The sequence below is a fragment of the Roseovarius salis genome, from assembly GCF_044472985.1.
Classification (GTDB): Bacteria; Pseudomonadota; Alphaproteobacteria; order Rhodobacterales; family Rhodobacteraceae; genus Roseovarius; species Roseovarius salis.
This window is the reverse complement of sequence record NZ_JBISDG010000050.1, coordinates 1-22858: the sequence shown is the minus strand read 5'-3', so window position 1 is coordinate 22858 and position 22858 is coordinate 1. Positions and strand designations below refer to the sequence as shown.

Genomic DNA, 22858 nt, shown 5'->3' with positions numbered 1-22858 from the left:
CCGGCCTCGGTTCGGGCCCAGTCGGCGAAGGTGGCGAAGCCGTCGGCGGCGATCTCCGCGGTCATGTGACGCGCACCGGCCGCGGCGGGCGGCGCGGCCGGGGCCTCGGGCAGCGCCTTGAGCGTTTCCAGGTCCTTGACGTGATAGGGCTGCGGATAGCCCGCCTCGGCCAGCCGGCCAAGGTCGAGCCCCTGTTCCAGCGCCAGCCGCCGTGCCTTGGGCGAGGCGAGGATGCGCCCGCCCGCCTCGGGCTGCGCGGCCGCGGGCCTCTCATCCACCCTGTCGGGCGTCTTCGCAGCGGGCGTTGCCGCCTCGGCCCGGTCGGCGGTCGGCAGTGCGGCCTCGTTGATGCTGCGGCGCACAGGGGACTGTGGCTTGTCGGCGGAGATCACGGCGATCGGGGCGCCCACCGGCGCTTCCTCGCCGACCTCGGCCAGAAGCGCGGCGACATAGCCGTCGTGCCCCGCCTCGACCTCCATGGTGGACTTGTCGGTTTCCACCTCGAACAGGATATCCGTGGCCGCCACCGCGTCGCCGGCATCCTTGTGCCATGCGACGATCAGCCCGGTGTCCTGTGCCATGCCGAGCGCGGGCATGATGACCTCTTCGCCGGTCACGGACCCCGGCTCGGCGGTGGCCACAATCTCCTCGGGGGTGTCGTGGCTGTCGGCGGCCGGGCCCGCGCCCTCGGGCGTATCGGAGACGCGCGCGATCACCTGCCCGACCGGCACCTCGGCGCCGGCCTGCGCGGTGACGTCCGTAAGGTAGCCCGCCGCCTGCGCCTCGACCTCCATCGTCGCCTTGTCGGTCTCCACCTCGAAGAGCGCGTCACCCTCGGCCACCGCGTCACCGGGGGACTTCAGCCATGTGACGATGACGCCGCTGTCCTGCGCCATCCCCAGCGCGGGCATGATGACGTCATGCGGCATGGATCATCTCCCCCGCGCAGAGCTTGCGCGCGTTGTCGGCCACGCCCTCGGGCGTGGGCACGGTGATGTCCTCCAGTGCCGGGCTGAAGGGTACGGGCACGTCCATCGCCCCCATGCGCAGCACCGGCGCGTCGAGATGGTAGAACGCCTTCTCGTTGAGGCGCGAGGCGATCTCGGCGGTCACGCCGTAACTCTGGTGGCCCTCGTCGATGACGATGGCGCGCGAGGTCTTTTTCACCGACTCCAGCAGCGTCGCCTCGTCGAGCGGGACGATGGTGCGCGGGTCGATCACCTCGGCCCCGATGCCCTCGGCGGCCAGCGTCTCGGCCGCTTTGTCGGCCACCTGCACCATGGACGACGTGGCGATCAGCGTGATGTCGCGGCCTTCGCGCTTCACGTTGGCCTCGCCGAAGGGGATCAGGTATTCCTCTTCGGGCACCGGGGCCTTGTCCTGGTACATCAGCTTGTCCTCGAAGATGACGACGGGGTTGTTGTCGCGGATCGCCGTCTTCATCAGCCCCTTGGCCTCGTAGGCCGAAGAGGGCATCGCCACCTTGAGCCCGGGGATATGGGCGACGATGGCCTGCAGCGACTGGCTGTGCTGCGCGGCGGAGCGGCGGGTGGCGCCCAGATTGGTGCGCAACACCATCGGCACGGTCAGCTTGCCGCCCGACATGTAGTGCTGCTTGGCCGCCTGGTTGCACAGCTGGTCCATCACCAGATAGAGGAAGTCACCGAACATCAGGTCGACGATGGGCCGCGCGCCGGTCATGGCCGCGCCCACGGCAAGACCGACGAACCCCGGCTCGGAAATCGGGGTGTCCAGCACGCGGTCGGTGCCGAACTCCTCGACCAGCCCGCTGAGCACCTTGAAGGGCGTGCCGGCCTCGGCCACGTCCTCGCCCATGAGGAAGGTGGTGGGGTCGCGGCGCATCTCCTCGGCGATGGCCTCGTTGACGGCCTGGGACAGGGTGATCTCTCGCATCTCGGTTCTCCTTCAGGCGCCGGGGCGCAGGGTCGCGGGGTCGGTTTCGGCATAAACGTGCATGTCCACCTCCGAGACGTCCGGGTAGCGGGCGGCCTCGGCATAGGCGACGGCCTCCTTGGCGTCCTGTTTTACCTGCGCGTTCAGCGCCTCGATCTCGTCCTCGGTGGCGATGCCCTGCGCCACCAGCCAGCCGCGGAAGCGCACGATCGGGTCGCGGTTCTCCTTCCAGTCGGCCTCTTCCTGCTTGGAGCGGTAGTATTCGCGGTTGATGTCGCCCACGTGGTGGCCGTGGTAGCGGTAGGTTTCCAGCTCCACGAAAAACGGCCCCTCGCCCTTGCGGCAGCGGGCCGCGAGCGTCTGCGCCAGCTCGTTGACGGCCAGCACGTCCTGCCCGTCCACCCTGTGCGATTCGATGCCGAACGCCTCGGCCCGCGCGGTGATCGAGCCGGCGGCGATTTCCTCGGTCTTGGTGTATTCCGAATAGCCGTTGTTCTCGCAGGCGTAGATGACCGGCAGCTTCCACAGCGCGGCCATGTTCATCACCTCGTACCAAAGGCCCTGCGCGGTGGCCCCGTCACCGAAGAAGCACACGGTCACGTCATCGGCGCCCTGCAGTTTGGCCCGCAGTGCCGAACCGGTGGCGATGCCCATCGAGCCGCCGACGATGGCGTTGGCGCCCAGGTTGCCGTGGCTCTGGTCGGCGATGTGCATCGAGCCGCCCTTGCCGCGGCAGTACCCCTCTTCCTTGCCCAGGAGCTCGCAGAACATTTCCTTGAACTCGGCGCCCTTGGCCACGCAGTGGCCGTGGCCCCGGTGGGTGGAGGTGATGCGGTCGCTGTCGGTCAGCACCTCGCAGATGCCCACGGCGACAGCCTCCTCGCCGGAATACATGTGCGTCAGCCCCGGCATCTTGGCCGAGAGGTAGAGCTGGTTGGCGTTGTCCTCGAAGGTGCGGATGCGCACCATCTGGGTATACATCCGCAGGTAGTCCTGTGTGTTCGAGCTGGCGGTCTTGCTTGCGGTCATGTCGGCGTATCCGTCCTTGGCGGTTGTCGTTCCAAACGCTCCGGCCGCCGCGTCGACGGGGCCGGAACAGGGTGAATGTCGGTGGCGCGCACCCCGGCCGGGGCCGCTACGCGGCGCGTTTTCCCGCGGCAGCCCAGAGCGCGCCGCGGCGGATGATCTCGGTCACCTGCGGCACCTTCAGATCGTCCAGTTCGTGCCCGATGGAGCAGTAGAAGACGCGGCCCTTGTCCCAGCGGCGTTTCCAGACGACGGGGATCACCGTGCCCTCGATCCACCACAGGTGGTCACCCGAGAAGGTCGTGGTCGCCAGCACCTCGTTGGAGGGATCGACCAGCATGTAGTACTGCTCGGACGTCAGGCGGAAGCTGCGGATGCCCGCGACGACGGGATCATCGGGTTTGCAGATGGTCACGTCGTAGTCGATGTAGTCCTCGCGCGGCTGCAGGTTGTCGGGCCAGCCCGGCGGATGGGCCACGAACTGCCCGCCGATCAGGAAGTGATAGGTCGGCCGGTCGCGGAAGGCATCGCCCATGTGCCCGTGCCAGCCGGCCAGCCCGCACCCCCGGCCTACAAGCTCCAGCAAGCCGTCCTCCTGCGCCTTGGTCATGTTGCCGAATTCTTCCTTGTGGCCAGAGCGGGCCGACGACCATATCGGCGTGATCAGGTCGACATCGGCCATCTCTGCCGGCCGCTCCAGCGGCTCCAGCGTGTCGTGAACCACGACCTCCACACCATTGTCCTCCAGCAGGGCCTTGTACCAGTCCGCGAATTCGGTGGGCGCGTGGCCCTCCCAGCCGCCGACGAAGAGCGCCGCCTTCATTTTGCGTCCTTTCTCATGAATTCCAGAATCGACGCCATGTCGCGGCCGGCGTAGCCCGCGGCCTCGGCGTCCTTCAGCTTGTCCAGTGTCACCCGCCCCTGCGGCATGGCCACGCCCAGATGCTCGGCCAGCACGACCGTCACCTCCATGTCCTTGCGGGCCAGCGCCACGGTAAAGGTCACGTCGTGGCCAGCCTCGTCGAGGTAGAGCGGCTTGCGGTATTTCAGCATCGGCGCACAGGCGGCCGACGACTCGATCACCTCGAAGGCCGTTTCCGGCGCGATGCCCGAGGCGCCCGCCAGTGTCATCGCCTCGGCCAGCGTCTGGTTGATGCCGTGGATGAGGCTGTTGACCGACAACTTCATCACCGAGCCGGCGCCGGCACGGCCAAGGCAGATGGTCTTTTTGCCCATGGCGTCGAAGAGCGGCCTAAGCGGTGTGGCCGCGTCCTCCGAACAACCGGCCATGATCATCAATTGCGCGTCGGCAGCCGCCTGCGTGGCGCCCGAAACCGGCGCGTCGATCACCTGCGCACCGTCGGGCGCGGCGGTCACCAGCGCGGCGATGTGACCGGGGCTCATGGTGCCCATCTCGACGAAGACCCGCGCGCCGCCCGCGGCTCTGAACAGCCCCTCCGGGCCGGTGTGCACCGCCTCCGACGAGGGGTCGTCGGCCAGCATGGTCACCACCGCCTCGGCCCCTTGGGCCAGCGCCGCGGGGCTGTCGGCCACGGCGCAGCCCGTCTCGGCCGCCAGCGCCCGCGCCTTGCCGGCAGAGCGGTTCCAGACCGTCACCTCGTGCCCGGCCGCCATCAGGTTGCGCGCCATGTGCGCCCCCATGCGGCCCAGCCCTGCAAACCCCACACGCATCAGGCCACCTTGTCGCCACTCAGACCAGAGATGGCCTGGATCAGGTTGTCCTCGGTCACCTCGTCGGAGGTGAAGGTCCGGGTCACGCGGCCGCTGAACATCGCCACGATGCGGTCGCTGACGTGCAACACCTCGGGCATTTCCGAACTGATGACGATCACGGCATACCCTTGCGCCGCGAGGTCTCGGATAAGGTTGTGGATCTCCGCCTTGGAGCCGACGTCGATACCGCGGGTGGGTTCGTCCACGATCAGGACGCTGGGGTGCATCGACAGCCACTTGCCCAACACGATCTTCTGCTGGTTGCCGCCCGACAGGTTGCCCACCTGCTGTTTCCAGCCCGGCGTGCGGATATCCAGACGGTCGCGGTACTGGTCGAATATCGCGATCTCGGCCCCGTCGGCGACGAAGGGGCCGGCCTTGAGGTCGTCCACCTGCGGCAGGGTCATGTTGTCACGGCAGTTCATGCTCAACACCAGCCCCTGCGCCTTGCGGTCCTCGGGCACCAGCGAAATGCCACGCTCGATCGCGTCATGGGGGGAATGGATGCGCACGGGCGTACCGTCGAGGAGTATCTCGCCCCCCGACGGGTCGCGCAGGCCGAAGAGCGTCTCGGCGATCTCGGTGCGGCCCGCGCCGACAAGCCCGTAGAAGCCCACGACCTCACCCCGGCGCACCTCGAAGTTCACGTCCTGGAACAGATCACCGCAGCTGAGGCCGCGCACCTCGAGCGCGACGTCGCCCAGTTCGTGATGGGCCACGTTGTGCGACAGGTCGAGCTTGCGGCCGATCATGAGCTGGGTGACGCTTTCCTCGTCGGTTTCGGCCGTCTCCAGGGTTCCGCGGTACTGCCCGTCGCGCAGCACGCTGATCCGGTCGGTGATGCGGAATATCTCCTCCATCCGGTGCGAGATGTAGATGATGCCGACGCCATCGCGCTTGAGGTCCTCGATCACGTCGAACAGCACGACCTTCTCTGCGTCGGTGAGCGACGCTGTCGGCTCGTCGAAGATCACGGCCTTGGCGTCCACGGTCAGGGCGCGGGCGATCTCGACCATCTGCTGGTTGGCGACCGAAAGGTCCCCGACGCGCGCCCGCGCGTCGAACCCGACCCTCAGCTTGCCGAGGATCCCGTCGGTCTGGGAGTAGAGCTTGGCCCAGTCCACGCGGCCGAAGCTCTTGCGCGGCAGTTCCCCCAGAAAGATGTTCTCGGCCACCGTCAGCTCCTCCGCGAGGCTGAGTTCCTGGTGGATGAAAACGATGCCGCGGCCCTTGGCCTGCAGCGGAGAGGTCATCACGACCGGTTCCTCTCCCACCAGTATGCGGCCCTCGTCGGGCTGGTAGATGCCGCCCAGCACCTTCATGAGGGTGGATTTGCCGGCGCCGTTCTCGCCCATCAGGGCATGAACCTCGCCGGGCCGCACCTCGAAGGAGACACCGTCGAGCGCGCGAACGCCGGGAAAGGTCTTGACGATGCCCTCCAGCCGCAGGGCGGGTGTCTGCTGTCCGCTCATGTCTTCAACTCCTCCTTGGCCTTGACGTTGAGCTGCTTGTCGAGGAACAGCACCGCGATCAGTATGAGACCGATCACGAGGTTGACGGTCGAGGTGTCGGCCCCGATATGCGCCAACCCCTTGCGGAGGAGCTGGATCGCCAGCACCCCGCCGAAAGTGGAGATGATCGAGCCCGACCCGCCGGTCAGCTTGGTCCCGCCCAATACCACCGCGGTGATGACCCACAGCTCGTAAAGCTCGCCGTCATTGGGGTTGACCGAGCCGCTCTCGGAATAGAACACGACCGCCGACAGCGCGGCGAGGAAGCCGATGATCATGAAGTTGATCATCATGTGCGGTCCCACGCGGATGCCCGCGTTCACGGCCGCCTCGCGGTTGTCTCCGATGGCATAGGCATTGCGCCCGTGCACCGTGCGGTTCATCACGTACCAGATCACCGCCGTCACGACCAAAAGGAACCACGTCGCCGTGTGCAGCCCGAGGAACTGCGCCTCGGCGAAATCGATCAGGGTCCAGTTGAGGTGGCTGGTGGGCTGTTCGCCGTTATACATGAATACCAGCCCGCGATAGCCCAGCATGGCGCCAAGCGTGACGATGAAGGCGTCCACGCCCGTCTTCCACACGATCAGACCGTTGATCGCGCCCAGCAAAACCCCGGTGGCCAGCGCGAACAGCCACGCCAGCGGGATGGCCCAGTCGCCCATGGCCTGCATGAACGGCCAGGTCATGCTGTCGAGCAGAACCACCGCGGCAAGCGCGAAGGTGGCGCCCACCGAAAGGTCGATGTTGCCGTTTATCATCACGATGGTCATGCCCATCGCGATGATCCCCAGCGGCGCCGTCTGCTTGAGCAGCAGCAGCATGTTGCCCGCGTCCATGAACGCCTTGTCGGTGATCGCGAGATACTCGCCCGCGATCGAGAAGAAGATGAGCTCGATCACGATGAAGCCCCAGATCGCGCCCCGCCGCAGGTAGTTGGCCAGTGTTCCGGCTTGCATGGTGTCCTCCCCTCAGGCGATCGGCGACCAGAGCCGGCCGCGCTTGCCCGCGATGTCCAGCCAGACGGCCAGGATGATGATGATCCAGGTGACGACGTACTGGACGTAGAACTGCAGCCCCACGAGCAGCAGGCCGTTCTGGATAAAGCCCAGGATCAGCACGCCGATCACCGTGCGGAATATCGTGCCGGCCCCGCCCATCAGGGACGCCCCGCCAAGGATCACGGCGGCCAGCACCTCCAGTTCCATCCCCTGCCCGACCGTGTTCTGGCTGCCGAGGCTGCGCCCGGCCTGAATCAGCCCGGCAGTGGCCACGCAGAAGGCCGAGATCAGGTAACAGGTGAACACCACCCGTGCCCGACGGATGCCCGAGAACGTGGCGGCGGTGCCGTTGCCGCCCACGGCATAGACCTTGCGGCCGAACGGCGTCTTTGCCAGCGTGATACCCAGCACCGCCGCCAGCAGCGCGAAGATCAGGATCGGCACGGGAATGCCGATGATCTCGCCCTGGCCGAAGACGCTGAACCACGTCGCCTCCTTGTCATCGATGTCCATGTTCTTGCCGCCGGAATAGGTCAGCGTCAGCCCGTGTATGGCCGACAGCATCCCCAGCGTGACGATGAGCGAATTCAGCTTGAGGTAACCGACGAGAAAACCGATGAAAGCCCCCAGCGCGAGCGTCATCGCGAACATGGCCGGAATTGCCAGCGTCGGGCCGATCTTGTCGTGCAGGTCCAGCACGACGATGGTCGAAAACGACATCATCGACCCCACGGAGAGGTCGAGGTTGCCGCTGATCACCACGAAGGTGACCCCCAGCGCCATGAGCCCGAGGATCGCCGAGGACCGGATCACCCCGAGCACGTTGTCGGGGTCGAGAAACCGGTCGTTCGCGATGGTGAAACCGATGATGAAGAGGCCAAAAGCCACCAGGATGCCCTGGCGCGCCAGGAACCCGACGATGTTCTCCTTGGTAAGCGATGTGACCATGTGTTCCTCCCTGCGCGGTCTGGCGTCTTGCGCCGCGCGCTTCTTGTCGTGCGGACCCTCAGACCAGCACCATCCCCCCGTCGATCATCACGACCTGGCCGGTCATGTAGTCGCTGTCCCCGCTGGCAAGGAACGTGGTCGTGCCCGTCACATCCTCCGGCGTGGCCACCCGGCCGCGCAGGATACCCTCGGAAAATTCCTCCATTGCCTGTCCGGGCCGTTCGGCCGCGCCGATCTCCATCAGGTCCTGGTCGACCTGCTCCCACATCTCGGTCGCGACGACACCGGGGGCGAAGCCGGTCACCGTGATATCATGTTTCGCCAGATCCCGCGCGCCCGACTGCGTGAGCGAAACCACCGCCCACTTGCTGGCGCAGTAGGGCGCCACGTTGTCGAAGCCCTGCCGGCTGGCGATGCTGGCGGTATTGATGATCTTGCCGCCGCCGCCCTGCGCGATCATCTGCGCGGCGGCTTCCTGCATTCCGATCAGGCAGCCCAGCCCGTTGACGTCCATGATGAAACGCCAGTTGTCCTCGGTCACGTCCATGAAATTCATCGGCCTGTTCACGCCGGCGTTGTTGAACTTCACGTCGAGCTTTCCGAAAACGTCGACCGCGTGGGCGATCATGGCGCGCACCTGCGCCCGGTCCGTCACGTCAACCGCGGCATGAGTCACACGACCACCGCCACGGGCGGCACGATCGGTGTTGGCCGCGGCCACCGCGGCAACCTTGTCGGCGTCTATGTCGGCAAAGCAGACGTCCGCGCCCTCTTCCAGCAGCGCCTCACCGATGGCGCGGCCAATACCTTGCGCGGCCCCCGTCACTATGCAGGAGCGTGCTGAAACACGACCCATCGTGTCCCTCCGGCTGTTTCTTGGCTGCGGAAATGCCGCGCGAGGCCACCGGGCCCCGCACGGCCGGGAGGAGCTCAGAAGACGGGTTTGTCGAACTCGTCCATGTTGTCCTGGGTGATCTTCGGCGTGTCGAAGTAGTTGAGGAACGGAACATCCTCGCCGTTGAGCACGTCGATGGCCGTCTGCAGGGCCGCCTCGGCATCGTCCACGGGCGACTGGTAGATCGAGCCCCAGTATTCGCCGCGCGCCATCGCCTCGTAGCCAACCGCGAAGTTGGTGGCGCCCACGAAGGTGATGTCCCCGGCGCGATCGGCGGCCTTGGCCGCGTTCAGGGCGCCGACGCCCATGTTGTCGTCCCCCGCATAGACCCCGTCTATGTCGTCATACTTGACGAGGAACGCCTCCATGACCTTCTGGCTTTTCTCGCGGTTCCAGTCACCCGGCTGGCTTTCCATCAGCTCGACATTCGGGCACACCTCCGGCAGCCTGTCCTGGAAGCCTTTGCTGCGCTCGATGGCCGTGGTGTATCCCGGCTGGCCGGTGATCTCGACGATCTGGGCCTCGTCCTCGATGCCCAGCTCCTTGAACCGGTCGCACATGATCTCGGCCGAACGCGATCCCTGTGTGATGTTGTCGGGCCCCGAGAAGGACGCGATGAAGTCGAAGCCCGGCTCGGCGATGTTGGAGTTGGTGACGATCACGGGGATGTCGGCCTGGTGGGCCTTGCGCACCGCGGGAATGACGGCCTCGCCGTTGGTGGGCCAGATGATGATGGCGTCGACTTCCTGCTGGATGAGGTCCTCCATCTGCGCGATCTGGCGGGCGACATCGCCACCGGCATCCAGCACGACCGTCTCGACGTTGTCGTTCTCGCCGGCCGCGGCGATGAAGGCCTTTTCATAGGTCGTCTGGTAGCTGTCGACACCGACGTTGTTCTGCGTGATGCCGATCTTCCACGTGTCGGCCGCGGCCGCACCCGCGGCGGCAGCGCCGACCAGTGCCGTCGTCATGGCCATGACGGTTCGTGTTGTGTAGCTCATGTCTTGCTTCCTCCCAGTATGAATAATTCCGGGGATTGCGGCTCTCCTCTCGCCGGGGATTCGTCCCGGTGCAATCCGACCACCAGTCATCCTCATTATTGTCCGATCCGCCGACGCCAATGTTAGCCAGATTGGATATTTTTATATCCATAATGGATATATTCTCCATACTGACCGGATATCAAACTGAACATGTTGCAAGGAGGCCGGAATGGCCAAACCGGGACCCCCCGCATCGCACAACAAGCGCCGCGCCAAAATGAACATGCCCCTCGGCCAGGATATTCGAAATGAACTTTCCGCCCCCAGCGCGGGCGGGATTCAGCGCGCGGCCGACACGATGAGCATTGTGCGCTTCCTCGAGGAGCTGTTCGCGGAAATCGATACCTATATCGAACCAACGGCGCCCAACCCGTACCTCATGATGAGCCTGCACCTGTTGCGCAGCCATCAGGAGGGGCGCACCGTCACCGCCTCATCCATGGTCGGCGCCTCCGGCGTGCCCTATGCCACGGCTATGCGCAAGCTGGCCGACATGCACAATGCCGGCCTGATAGAGCAGCGACCACGCTCCAAGACGGGCAAGAGCTTCTCACTGCATCCAAGCGAGACGCTGATGGAAAGGTGGAGCCAGCTGGCCGACCGCGTCCAGCGGCTTGCGGCGCACAGCTTCGCCCCCGCGGTGCGGACCGCCGAGGGGTCTGATTACTACTTCGGCGACTCCTATCAACCCGGCCAGGCACTGATCCGTCCGCCGCAGGTGTTGCCCGAACCGCTCAAGCTGGCGGGGGGCGTGCGGATCCTGGTGCATGGCGACCCCACTTTCATGGTCATGGAGAACCTCAAGCGCCAGTTCGAGCAGATCATCGGCACGAACATCAACCAGCGCGCCTTTTCCATCGACCGGCTCAGGGAAGAAGCGGTGCGCAACAGCGCCCGCCCGGCCAGCCGCTACGACCTCATCGCCGTCGACCTGCCCTGGATCGGCGAGTTCGTCGCCAGGGGTGTGCTGCGTCCACTCGATTCCGTCATGGATATCGGCCGGCTCGATCCGGGCGATTTCCATACCGCGGGCTGGCGCGCGGCGCACTGGGGCGGGCGCCCCTATGGCGTGCCGAGCCAGACGACGCCGGAATTGATGTTCTATCGCCGCGACTGGTTCGCCGAGGCAGGGCTGGAGCCGCCCGTGTCGACCGATGCCGTGCTGGCGGCGGCCCGCGAACTGCACGATCCCCGGCACGGTCGGTACGGCGTGGCGTGGAACGCCGCGCGCGGCACGGCCCTTGGACATACCTTCATGATGACCTGCGCGGATTTCGGCCAGCCGATCATCGACATGCCCGAGATCGCCGGCGGATTCGACGCCGACAACCTCGACCGTGACGGCATCCGGCCCACGATCGACACGCCCCGCGCCCTGGAAGCGGCCGAGTACCTGATGGCCCTCATGGAGTATTCCCCCCCCGATATCCTGTCGATGTCGTGGTACGAACGCATCCGCCCCTTTGCCGCCGGCAGGATCGCGATGGCCTACGGCTACACGCTGCTTGCCCCCTACTTCGAGCTGGACCCGGACTCGCCCGCCGCCGGCAATACCGGCTACCTGCCGCATCCGCCCGGCCCCTCGGGGGCGCCGATCGCGCCGGTGGGCGGCTACGTTCTGGGCATTCCCGCGAACCTGCCGGACGAGCGGCTGCCCGACGCGGTCGAGGCGCTGATCGCCTTCACCTCGCCGGAGGCGCAGAAACTCTACGTGCAGAACGGCAGCCGCACGGCGCCGCGTTATTCCGTCGGCGCCGACCCGGAGGTACGTCGGCTGTCGCCCGTCTTCGAGATGGTCGACCAGATGTCGTGGCGCGACGAGCTGCAGTTCTGGCCGCGCCCGCCGATCCCGCAGATTTCCGAGATCATCGCCATCTGCGGCCACGAATTCCACGACATGCTGCGCGGGGTGACCGCGCCGCGTGACGCGCTCGCGCGCGCGCAGGCGCGAGCGGAAGATGCAATGAAACACCCGGTCAAATAGGGAGGAGCCCATGGACCCCAAACGCCTTGAAGGCAAGAACATCCTCATCACCGGCGCCGCGCGCGGGATGGGGGCAACCAATGCCGAGCACTTCGCCGAACAGGGGGCCAATGTGTGCCTCGGCGACCTTGATCTCGACGCGGCGCAAGCCGTCGCGGACAGCATCAACGAAAAGGGAAACGGCCGCGCCATCGCCGTCAAGATGGACGTCACCAAGCGCGAGGACAACGCCGCGGCCGTCAAGGCAGTGGTCGACGCGTTCGGCGAGATCAATGTCGGCCTTTTCAATGCCGGCCTCAACAAGCCCCGGTTCTTCATGGATATCGACGAAGACAACTGGGACATGATCATGAACGTCAACACCAAGGCGATGTGGCTGGGGATGCAGGAGACGGCCAGGCAGATGATCGCGCAGGGCAAGCGCGACTATCCCTACAAGCTGATCAACGTGGGCAGTATCGCGTCGCGCAAACCGCTCGTGGACGTGACCGTTTACTGCACCTCGAAATACGGCTGTCTGGCGCTGACGCATTGCGGCGCCGTCGGGTTGGCCGAGCACAATATCACCGTCAACGGCTACGCCCCCGGCGTGGTGGTCACGCCGCTCTGGGAACAGCTGGACAAGGATCTCGTCGACATCGGCTTCAAGGAGCGCGAGGGACAGGCCTATGACGACATCGTGCGCGACGCGCTGCAGATCAAGCGGGTTTCCTACCCCGAAGACGTGAAGGGAACGGCCGCGTTCCTGGCCAGTTCCGACAGCGACTACATGACCGGCCAGATGATCCACATCGACGGTGGCTGGTGCATCCAGTAGCGCCGCGCCCCTTCGCGAAATTCACGTAAAAGCATCGGGCGGCAGGATCGCCCAAAGGAGAAAAACATGTCACGCGCATTGATGCCCAATATGCTCACGCCGCAGGATCTCGAACCGAACTGGCAGTGGGAGGCCAAGCTGCCGTCGGCGGGCCACATGTCCGTCGACTTCGAACGCCGGATCGACCATGACCGTCTGCGCCGCTACCGTCTTGCGCGCACGCGGCAGTCTCTCAAGGCGTCCAACGCCGGTTCACTGCTGCTGTTCGACGTCAACAACATTCGCTACGTCTCGGCCACCAAGATCGGCGAATGGGAGCGTGACAAGATGTGCCGCTTCTGCCTGCTGACAGGCGACGATTCTCCCTATGTCTGGGATTTCGGCTCGGCCGCCGTGCACCACCAGAAGTACTCGGACTGGCTGGAGCCCGATCACTGCCTCGCCGGGGTCGTCGGCATGCGCGGGACGATCCCGCCCGAATTCGGCCTGATGCGCAAATACGCCAAGATGATCGCCGAGCTGATCAAGGACGCGGGCATGGCCGACATGCCGGTGGGCGTCGATTACGCCGAAACCGCGATGTTCCACGCCCTGCAGGAAGAAGGCATCAAGGTCGTGGACGGCCAGCAGATCATGCTGGCCGCGCGCGAGATCAAGAACTGGGACGAAATCCAGTTGCTGACGCAGGCCGCCAGCATGGTCGACGGCGTCTACCACATGATCTACGAGGAACTGAAGCCGGGCGTGCGCGAGAACGATATCGTCGCGCTGTCGAACAAGATGCTCTACGAGATGGGGTCGGACGATGTCGAGGCGATCAACGCCATTTCGGGTGAGCGGTGCAACCCGCATCCGCACAACTTCACCGACCGTCTGATCCGGCCCGGCGACCAGGCATTTTTCGACATCCTGCAGTCCTACCAAGGCTACCGGACCTGCTACTACCGGACCTTCAACGTCGGGAGGGCGACGCCAGCGCAGCACGATGCCTATGTCAAGGCGCGCGAATGGATCGACGCCTCCATCGCGATGATCAAGCCCGGCGTGACCACCGACAAGGTCGCCGAGGTCTGGCCGACGGCGGAAAGCCTTGGCTTCCCGAACGAGGACGCGGCCTTCGGCCTGCAATTCGGGCACGGCCTCGGGCTTGCGTTGCATGAACGCCCGATCATCAGCCGTGCCGTGTCGCTCGATCATCCGATGGAGATCAAGACGGGCATGGTGTTCGCGCTGGAAACCTATTGCCCCGCCGCCGACGGCTATTCGGCCGCGCGGATCGAGGAAGAGGTCGTGGTCACGGAAACGGGTTGCGAAGTCATCAGCCTGTTCCCCGCCGAAGAGCTGCCGATCGCGAACCGCTACTGACGACGGCAAGGCCCGGCTGAAAGGCCGGGCCTTGGCCCCTAACGGCACGCCACCCCGCGAATCGGGGCTGCATGGTGCCGCACGCCCGCGCCGCGCGAAAGGCACTCTGCCTTGCCGCGGGACGGCGGCGATCCCGCCTCCCCTGGCCACTTTCCCCATGAATTGACGAACCGTCGGCCGCGGCGACCGCGGCCGCCGCGGCACCTGTCTTATCAGGCAGCCTTCATATCACTGGCCCGCATTCCGGGGCGCCCCGCGGCCGCAGCAGAAACTTCGCCCGTCAATCGATTCCGCGCACCCTTTGGAGTGGCATTTTTACAACGAAATGCCCGCCAAGGTCGTACCGACGGGCGGAGCCGGGTGACTCTCCGCCGATGATTTTTTGTGCGACATGAACAGTTTGCCATACGAAATTCCCAAAATTCCGAAAAAGTCGCATACAGAACTTGAAGAGTCGTAATTTGCCTAAGATAACAGTGGCAGTTCATAGCTGGGCTAAAAAACTTAGAGACAAGAAACATCCCGGCGTCTCGGCAGCGCCAATCGTGCCCGCCGACCAAGAGCTTGAAGACTTTGCACCGGAGCCCCGCGTGCAGAGCGAAAAACGGAAACAATGTGCATGACGGCTCCGGTGCGTGTTCTGCAACGCGGACCGGGGGATGCCCAAGAGCATGCCCGGATCGGGCCGCCGTCATCCAGCAAGCGGAGAGAGCGACATGACACAGCAACCCGCCGGTAACGCCGAATTGACGATGACCCGCCAGGCCTACAGCAACGATCCGCTGGCAGACCGCGAAACCGATCATTACCGCAAGGAATACGTCACCACCTTCGTGGACAAGTGGGACGAGCTGATCGACTGGAGCGGCCGGGCCGAGAGCGAGGGCCAGTTCTTCATCGACATACTCAAGGCCCGCGGCAAGGAACGCGTACTCGACGTTGCATGCGGCACGGGGTTCCACTCGGTCCGGCTGACGCAGGCGGGCTTCGACGTGACGGCCGCAGACGGCTCGGCCGCGATGGTCGCCAAGGCGTTCGAGAACGGCTCGCGGCGGGGCCTGATCCTGAAGACGGCACAGGCGGACTGGCGCTGGCTCAACCGTGACATCCACGGCAAGTACGACGCCATCATCTGCCTCGGCAATTCCTTTACCCATCTTTACGAGGAGAAGGACCGCCGGCGCGCGCTGGCAGAGTTCTACGCCGCGCTCAAGCATGACGGCATCCTGATCCTCGACCAGCGCAACTACGACGCCATGCTCGACCACGGGTTCTCGAGCAAGCACAAGTATTACTATTGCGGCGACAAGGTTTCGGCCGAGCCCGAGCACGTCGACGAGGGCCTGTGCCGGATGCGCTATTCGTTCCCCGACGGCGCGAGCTACACGCTGAACCTCTGCCCGATCCGCAAGGATTACATGCGCCGTCTGTTCCGCGAGGCCGGATTCGAGCGGGTGCGCACCTACGGCGATTTCCAGGAAACGTACTCCGAGGATGATCCCGACTTCTTCATCCACGTGGCCGAGAAATCGGCGCTGCACGAGGCAAGGTGGGGTGGCGGCGCCCAGTCGGACGAGACCGATATCCGGGACATCACCGAGGACTATTACGACAGCGACGACGCCGACACGTTCTACTCGACGATCTGGGGGGGCGAGGACCTGCACATCGGGCGTTACGGCGGCACGCCGGACATCCGCAAGGCCAGCGACCTGTCCATCGACGCGATGATCTCGGCGCTGCCCGAGCTTTCGCAGGGCACGCGCGTTCTCGACCTTGGCGCGGGATACGGCGGTGCAATGCGCACCCTCGTGCGCAAGACCGGCTGCGAGGCCGTCTGCCTCAACATTTCCGAGACACAGAACGAGTACAACCTCGGCAAGGTCCGGGCCGCGCGGCTGACAGGCAAGATCGGCATTCGCCACGGCGTGTTCGAGGACGTCCCCGAGGACGACGAGAGCTTCGACGTGGTCTGGAGCCAGGATGCCTTCCTGCATTCCGACCAGCGCGACAAGGTGCTGGCCGAGGCATGGCGCGTCCTCAAGCCCGGGGGGCACCTGATCTTCACCGACCCGATGCAAGCCGATGACGTGCCGGATGGCGTTCTTCAGCCCGTCTATGACCGGCTCCAGCTCAACAGCCTCGGCTCGCCCCGGTTCTACCGCGAGGCGGCAGAGGCGCTGGGCTTCGAGACGGTGCAGCAGGAAGATGCCGTGGCCGACCTGCGGGCACATTACGCCCGGGTCAGGGAAGAGCTGCTCGCGCACTACGACGCGCTGCGCGAAAAGGGATGCTCGGCCGAGTACCTCGACAAGATGGCGGTGGGCCTGCAGAACTGGGTCAAGGCGGCGGATGACGGCCACCTTGCCTGGGGCATCCAGCAATTCCGCAAGCCTGCCCGGCATTGAGCGACAGGGCGGGGCGCACTGCGCCCTGCCCTGCCAATCCCGCATCCGATCACCGAGATGGAGAACGGTACATGACAGGTATGTCCGACGATCTGTCGATTTCCTTCGAACTCTTTCCGCCGAAGACCGAGGCCGGCGTCGCCCGCCTGATGGACACGGTGGCGCAACTCGATGCCTCGGACCCGGCTTACTTCTCGGTGACCTATGGCGCCGGCGGCACGACGCGCGACCGCACCGCCCGGATGGTCGAGGCGATCCGCAACCGCACCGGGCGGCCCGTGGCCCATCACCTGACCTGCGTGGGGGCGAGCCGTGGCGAAATCGACCGGCAGGCCGAGGCGCTGTGGGCCAAGGGCATCCGCAGGATCGTCGCCCTGCGCGGCGATCTGCCCGATGGCGAAACCGTACCCTCCGACGGCTACCAGGACGCCGCCGAGCTGGTGGCCGCCCTGCGCCGGGCGGGGGATTTCGACATTTCCGTGGCGGCCTACCCCGAGATACACCCCGAAGCCGCGAGCGCCGAGTCCGACCTTGACCATCTCAAGCGCAAGCTGGACAACGGCGCGGCGCGGGCGATCACGCAATACACATTCGATACCGACACGATCCTTCGCTTCGTCGACCGGGCCCGCGCCGCCGGCATCGATGCGCCCATCGTGCCCGGCATAATGCCCGTGGCGAATTTCGCCAGCCTGCGGCGCTTCTCGGAAGGCTGCGGCGCCTCGATACCGGGATGGCTGTCGCAGATGTTCGACGGGCTGGACAATGCCCCCGAGACACGCGCTATGGTGGCCACCGGAGTCGCGGCGGAGCAGTGCCGCCGACTGTTGGAGGCCGGCATAACCGAATTCCATTTCTACACGCTGAACCAATCCAAGGTCAGTCTCGCGGTGTGCCGCACGCTGGGCCTGACCCCGGACATTCCGGCAGAGAACGCCGCCTGAGGAACAACCATGAGCCAAACCCAAGACATCAAAGATCACGCCGCCCACCGCATCCTCGTGCTCGACGGGGCGATGGGAACGATGATCCAGCAGGAAAAACCCGACGAGGCCACCTATCGCGGCGAGCGGTTCAGGGATCATCCGTGCGACGTTGGCGGCAACAACGAGTTGCTCAGCCTGACCCGGCCAGACATGATCCGGCGCATCCATGCCGATTTCCTTGAGGCCGGGGCCGACATCCTGTGCACGAACACATTCGGCGCCAACGCCATTTCGCAGGCCGATTACGACATGACCGACCTCGTGGCCGAAATGAACGCCGAGTCCGTGCGGCTGGCGCGCGAGGCGGCCGACGCGGCGTCGACGCCCGAACGGCCCCGCTGGGTTGCCGGTGGCATCGGGCCAACCAACCAGACCGCCAGCATCAGCCCCGACGTGAACGACCCCGGCTTTCGCGCCGTCACCTTCGATGACCTCGCCAACGCCTATGGCGAGGCGGCCCGCGCCCTGATCGAGGCGGGTTGCGACCTGCTGCTGATCGAGACGATCTTCGACACGTTGAACGCCAAGGCCGCCTTGTTTGCCATCGACTCCTTGCGCGACGAGGGGCTCACCGTGCCGCCCCTGATGATCTCGGGCACGATCACCGACCGGTCGGGGCGCACGCTGACGGGCCAGACGCCCGAGGCGTTCTGGGTCTCGATGAGCCACGCGCAGCCCTTTTCCATCGGGCTCAACTGCGCGCTCGGCGCGGGAGAGATGCGCCCCCATGTGCGCACCCTGGCCGAGGTCGCGGATACCCGCGTCAGCGCCTATCCCAACGCCGGGCTGCCCAACGAGATGGGCGGATACGACGAGACGCCAGAGGAAACGGCCGCGCATCTGGAGGAATGGGCCGAGGCGGGGCTGGTCAACATCGTGGGCGGCTGCTGCGGCACGACGCCCGACCATATCCGCGCCATCGCGAACGCGGTGGAGGGCAAGGCGCCCCGCAAGATTCCCCAAAAGGTTCGGCACATGCGCCTGAGCGGGCTGGAAATATTCGAGGCCCGGGGCGCGGACACGCAGGAGGGCGCGGCATGACCACGGCGATTTCCAGTTTCATCAACATCGGCGAGCGTACGAACGTCACCGGCTCGGCCCGTTTCAAGAAGCTGATCATGGAGGGCGACTATCCCACCGCGCTGGACGTGGCCCGCCAGCAGGTGGAAAACGGCGCCCAGATCATCGACGTGAACATGGACGAGGGCCTGCTGGATTCCGAGGAGGCGATGAAGACCTTCCTCAACCTCATCGCCTCGGAGCCCGACATCAGCCGGGTGCCGGTCATGATCGACAGCTCCAAGTTCGAGGTCATCGAGGCCGGGCTGAAATGCGTGCAGGGCCGCGCCGTGGTCAACTCGATATCGCTGAAGGAGGGCGAGGAGGAGTTCCTGCGTCAGGCGCGCACCATTCGCCGCTACGGGGCGGCGGTGGTTGTCATGGCCTTCGACGAGGACGGCCAGGCCGAGACGGCGCAGCACAAGTTCGACATATGCAAACGCTCCTACGAGCTGTTGACCGGAAAGGCCGGGTTCGAGCCGTGGGACATCATCTTCGACCCCAACATTTTTGCCGTGGCCACCGGCATCGAGGAGCACAACGACTATGCCAACGCCTTTTTCGAGGCCACGCGGATGATCAGGCAGGAAATGCCGGACACCCACGTCTCCGGCGGGCTGTCGAACGTCTCTTTCAGCTTCCGCGGCAACAATGCCGTGCGCGAGGCGATGCACTCCGCCTTCCTGTATCACGCGATCCCGCTGGGCATGGACATGGGCATCGTGAACGCGGGCCAGATCACCGTCTATGACGACATCCCCGACGAGCTGCGCGAGCGGGTCGAGGACGTGCTGCTCAACCGCCGCGATGACGCGACCGAACGCCTGCTGGAGATTGCCGACAAATACAAGGGGTCGGGGGAAGCCTCGAAGAAGGAAGACCCGAAATGGCGCGAGCAGCCGGTCGAGAAGCGGCTGGAACATGCGCTGGTCCACGGGATCACCGATTTCGTGGTGGACGACACCGAGGAATGCCGCCAGCGCGCCGAGAAACCGCTCGACGTGATCGAGGGGCCGCTGATGGACGGCATGAACGTGGTCGGCGACCTGTTCGGCGAGGGCAAGATGTTCCTGCCGCAGGTGGTGAAATCCGCCCGCGTGATGAAAACGGCCGTGGCCCACCTGCTGCCCTACATGGAGGAGGAGAAGCGGCTGGCCGGCGACACCTCGGCCAAGGGCAAGGTGATCATGGCCACGGTCAAGGGCGACGTGCACGACATCGGCAAGAACATCGTGGGCGTCGTGCTGCAGTGCAACAACTACGACGTCGTCGACCTGGGCGTGATGGTGCCCACCGAGGACATCCTGGAGGCAGCCAGGCGCGAAAAGGCGGACGTGATCGGACTGTCGGGCCTTATCACCCCGTCGCTCGACCGCATGGTAGAAGTCGCCGCCGAGATGAAGCGGCAAGGGTTCGACGTGCCGCTGCTCATCGGCGGGGCGACCACGTCGAAAAAGCACACCGCGCTCAAGATCGCCCCGGAATACGACAACGGTGTGATCCATGTCGACGATGCGTCCAAGGCCGTCGGCGTGGTCTCGAAACTGCTGTCGAAAACCGCCGCGCCGGACTACCTGACCGCGATTGCGGGCGACCAGGACAAGATGCGCGCCGGTGACAACCGCACGGGCGACCGCCCCACCGCGCCGCTGGCGCAGGCGCGCGCCGCAGCCTTCGATGGTGGGTGGCAGACCTATTCGCCCCCCGCGCCGCAGACCCCGGGGCTCACGGTAATCGACGACACCGACGTGGCCGCGCTGCGCGACTACATCGACTGGACGCCGTTCTTTTCAACCTGGGAGATGAAGGGCAAGTTCCCCGCCATCCTCGACGATCCCGACAAGGGAGAAACGGCGCGAGAGCTTTTTGACAACGCCACCAAGATGCTCGACCGGATCGAGGCCGAGGGCTGGTTCACCCCGCGCGGGGTGGTCGGGCTGTGGCCCGCCAATGCCCGCGGCGACGATATCCTCGTCTGGGAGGACGAGGAGCGCACAACCCTGCGCGCACGGATGCCCCAGCTGCGCCAGCAGCGCAGCAGCACGGGCGACCGCGCCCAGATGTGCCTGGCCGATTTCATAGCCCCCGAGGGCACGCCGGACTGGGTGGGCGGCTTTGCCGTCACCACCGGGCCGGAAGTGCATGACATCTCGGAGAGGCTGAAGGCCGAGGGCAACGACTACGACTCGATCATGGTGCAGGCCCTGGGCGACCGGCTGGCCGAAGCCTTTGCCGAGGCGCTGCACGCCCGCGTGCGCCGCAGCCTGTGGGGCTATGCGCCGGACGAGGCGCTGGACAACGCGGCGCTGATCCGCGAGCAATACCGCGGCATCCGGCCTGCGCCGGGCTATCCGGCCTGTCCCGACCACACCGAGAAGCGCACGTTGTTCGATCTGCTCGACGCGACGGCCCATACCGGCGTGCGGCTGACGGAATCCTGCGCCATGTGGCCGGCAGCGGCCGTTTCGGGGCTCTACTTTGCACACCCCGACGCGGCCTATTTCGGCATCGGCCGCATCGGCCCGGACCAGGTGGCCGATTACGCCGAGCGCAAGGGGATGAACATCGCCGAGGTGGAGGCGTGGCTCGCCCCGAGCCTCGCCTACCGCCCCGACAAACCCGCCCAGCGAAGGACGGCATGACGCCCGTGCGCTTCGCCAACAGTCAACCAAACCCACCAACGTGGAGAAAGGAACGAGATGAGCGACAAGACATGGCTTTTCACCAGTGAATCGGTGTCGGAGGGACATCCCGACAAGGTGTGTGACCGGATCTCGGACGCGGTGCTGGATGCCTATCTCGCGACAGATCCAGAATGCCGCGTGGCCTGCGAAGCGCTGGCCACGACCGACCATGTCACGATCGCCGGCGAGGTGCGCGGACCGGAAAACGTGCTCAAGGACGTCGAGCAGATCGCGCGCGACGCGATCCGCGACATAGGGTATGACCAGCCGGGATTTTCGTGGAAGAACGCCGAGATCGTGTGCCGTCTGCACGCCCAGTCCGCCGACATCGCCATGGGTGTCGACGAGGGCGACAAGGGCGAGGAAGGTGCCGGCGACCAGGGCATCATGTTCGGCTACGCCTGCAACGAGACCGAGGAGCTGATGCCGGCGCCGATCCAGTTCGCGCACCGAATCCTGCGCCACATGGCCGAGGATCGCAAATCCGGCAAGCAGCCGAATTTCGGACCCGACGCCAAGAGCCAGGTAACGCTGAAATATGCCGGCGGCAAGCCGGTGGGCATCGATACGGTGGTGGTGTCCACCCAGCACGCCGAAGGGCTGAGCCAGGACGACGTGCGCAAGATGGTGGAACCCTACATCACAGACTGCTTCAAGGAAGAGGGCTGGGAGCTGCCCTCGGCGGAGAAGATCATCGTCAACCCGACGGGCAATTTCGTCATCGGCGGGCCGGACGGGGACGCCGGCCTGACGGGCCGCAAGATCATCGTCGACACCTATGGCGGCGCGGCCCCGCATGGCGGCGGCGCGTTCTCGGGCAAGGACCCCACCAAGGTCGACCGCTCTGCCGCCTATGTCTCTCGCTACCTCGCCAAGAACGTCGTGGCCGCGGGGCTGGCCGACAAGTGCCAGATCCAGCTGGCCTATGCCATCGGCGTGCCAGAGCCGGTGGCGATCTACGTTGACACGCTGGGCACCGGCCGGGTGGACGAGGACAAGCTCGCCGCCACGCTGCGCGAGATGGTCCGCCTCACCCCGCGCGGCATAAGAGAGCATCTCGACCTGCTGCGGCCGATCTACGCGCGCACCGCGGCCTACGGCCATTTCGGGCGCGCGCCGGCGGATGACGGCGGTTTCTCGTGGGAAAAGACGGATCTCGCCGACGAACTGGCCCGCACCTTCGGCGCCACGGCCGCGGCCGAATGAGCCGGACCACCGAACGGAATTTCGAAAGGAAAGACACGACATGAACAAACCCGAGACACCCACACCCGAGGATTGCGCGATCCGCGACATCACGCTTTCGGCCTTTGGCCGTCGTGAGATCGAGATTGCGGAGACGGAGATGCCGGGTCTCATGGCGCTTCGCGAGGAGTATGGCGGCTCGCAGCCGCTGAAGGGGGCGCGGATCGCGGGGTCGCTTCACATGACGATCCAGACGGCGGTTCTGATCGAGACGCTTGTTGCGCTTGGGGCCGAGGTG

General features: G+C 65.6%; 19 protein-coding genes. 9 read left to right on the top strand and 10 right to left on the bottom strand.

What is annotated here, in order from left to right:
• The 10 genes from ACH13J_RS16265 to ACH13J_RS16220 form a co-directional block, all read right to left on the bottom strand.
• On the bottom strand, positions 1-929 hold a 929-nt coding region (locus ACH13J_RS16265), incomplete at its 3' end, for a biotin/lipoyl-containing protein (RefSeq protein ID WP_397544397.1).
• Positions 919-1914, bottom strand: coding sequence for a pyruvate dehydrogenase complex E1 component subunit beta (locus tag ACH13J_RS16260; protein WP_397544396.1), 996 nt, complete (start codon positions 1912-1914; stop codon positions 919-921). The genes ACH13J_RS16265 and ACH13J_RS16260, both read right to left, overlap by 11 nt.
• Before the next feature lie 12 nt (positions 1915-1926).
• Complete coding sequence (locus ACH13J_RS16255) at positions 1927-2943, bottom strand: thiamine pyrophosphate-dependent enzyme (RefSeq protein WP_397544395.1); 1017 nt, start codon at positions 2941-2943, stop codon at positions 1927-1929.
• Positions 2944-3049: 106 nt separating this feature from the next.
• Positions 3050-3763, bottom strand: coding sequence for a ThuA domain-containing protein (locus tag ACH13J_RS16250; protein ID WP_397544394.1), 714 nt, complete (start codon positions 3761-3763; stop codon positions 3050-3052).
• Positions 3760-4632 carry an NAD(P)-binding domain-containing protein gene (locus tag ACH13J_RS16245; protein WP_397544393.1) on the bottom strand — a complete coding sequence of 291 codons (873 nt, stop codon included), beginning with the start codon at positions 4630-4632 and terminating at the stop codon, positions 3760-3762. Before ACH13J_RS16245 ends, ACH13J_RS16250 begins: the two co-directional genes overlap by 4 nt.
• Positions 4632-6146 carry an ATP-binding cassette domain-containing protein gene (locus ACH13J_RS16240; protein ID WP_397544392.1) on the bottom strand — a complete coding sequence of 505 codons (1515 nt, stop codon included), beginning with the start codon at positions 6144-6146 and terminating at the stop codon, positions 4632-4634. The genes ACH13J_RS16245 and ACH13J_RS16240 overlap by 1 nt, the downstream gene beginning before the upstream one ends.
• The gene (locus tag ACH13J_RS16235; RefSeq protein ID WP_397544391.1) at positions 6143-7144 is read right to left on the bottom strand and encodes an ABC transporter permease subunit; all 1002 of its coding nucleotides are present in this window, start codon (positions 7142-7144) and stop codon (positions 6143-6145) included. The genes ACH13J_RS16240 and ACH13J_RS16235 overlap by 4 nt, the downstream gene beginning before the upstream one ends.
• Before the next feature lie 12 nt (positions 7145-7156).
• Entirely contained in the window at positions 7157-8134 is a 978-nt protein-coding gene (locus tag ACH13J_RS16230; protein WP_397544390.1) for an ABC transporter permease subunit, read from the bottom strand.
• Positions 8135-8192: 58 nt separating this feature from the next.
• Positions 8193-8990: an SDR family oxidoreductase gene (locus ACH13J_RS16225; RefSeq protein WP_397544389.1), complete on the bottom strand. Its 798-nt coding sequence runs from the start codon at positions 8988-8990 to the stop codon at positions 8193-8195.
• 74 nt (positions 8991-9064) lie between these two features.
• Complete coding sequence (locus tag ACH13J_RS16220) at positions 9065-10030, bottom strand: sugar ABC transporter substrate-binding protein (protein WP_397544388.1); 966 nt, start codon at positions 10028-10030, stop codon at positions 9065-9067.
• 340 nt (positions 10031-10370) lie between these two features.
• On the opposite strand from ACH13J_RS16220, the gene ACH13J_RS16215 reads away from it, so the two are divergent.
• The 9 genes from ACH13J_RS16215 to ACH13J_RS16175 all read left to right on the top strand — a co-directional run.
• Positions 10371-12056, top strand: coding sequence for an extracellular solute-binding protein (locus ACH13J_RS16215; protein ID WP_397544387.1), 1686 nt, complete (start codon positions 10371-10373; stop codon positions 12054-12056).
• A 10-nt stretch (positions 12057-12066) separates the two neighbouring features.
• Positions 12067-12873, top strand: a complete 807-nt coding sequence (locus tag ACH13J_RS16210; protein WP_397544386.1) for an SDR family oxidoreductase — start codon at positions 12067-12069, stop codon at positions 12871-12873.
• 66 nt (positions 12874-12939) lie between these two features.
• Positions 12940-14238 carry a M24 family metallopeptidase gene (locus tag ACH13J_RS16205; RefSeq protein WP_397544385.1) on the top strand — a complete coding sequence of 433 codons (1299 nt, stop codon included), beginning with the start codon at positions 12940-12942 and terminating at the stop codon, positions 14236-14238.
• A 716-nt stretch (positions 14239-14954) separates the two neighbouring features.
• Entirely contained in the window at positions 14955-16646 is a 1692-nt protein-coding gene (locus tag ACH13J_RS16200; protein ID WP_397544384.1) for a glycine/sarcosine N-methyltransferase, read from the top strand.
• A 71-nt stretch (positions 16647-16717) separates the two neighbouring features.
• Complete coding sequence (gene metF / locus ACH13J_RS16195; RefSeq protein ID WP_397544383.1) at positions 16718-17590, top strand: methylenetetrahydrofolate reductase [NAD(P)H]; 873 nt, start codon at positions 16718-16720, stop codon at positions 17588-17590.
• A 9-nt stretch (positions 17591-17599) separates the two neighbouring features.
• A complete protein-coding gene (locus ACH13J_RS16190) occupies positions 17600-18673 on the top strand; it encodes a homocysteine S-methyltransferase family protein (protein WP_397544382.1) in 1074 nt (357 codons plus the stop codon).
• Entirely contained in the window at positions 18670-21333 is a 2664-nt protein-coding gene (gene metH, locus ACH13J_RS16185; RefSeq protein WP_397544381.1) for a methionine synthase, read from the top strand. Before ACH13J_RS16190 ends, metH begins: the two co-directional genes overlap by 4 nt.
• Before the next feature lie 57 nt (positions 21334-21390).
• Entirely contained in the window at positions 21391-22581 is a 1191-nt protein-coding gene (gene metK, locus ACH13J_RS16180) for a methionine adenosyltransferase (RefSeq protein ID WP_397544380.1), read from the top strand.
• A 40-nt stretch (positions 22582-22621) separates the two neighbouring features.
• Positions 22622-22858 (top strand): adenosylhomocysteinase (locus ACH13J_RS16175; protein WP_397544379.1); only part of this gene is annotated, 237 nt, incomplete at its 3' end.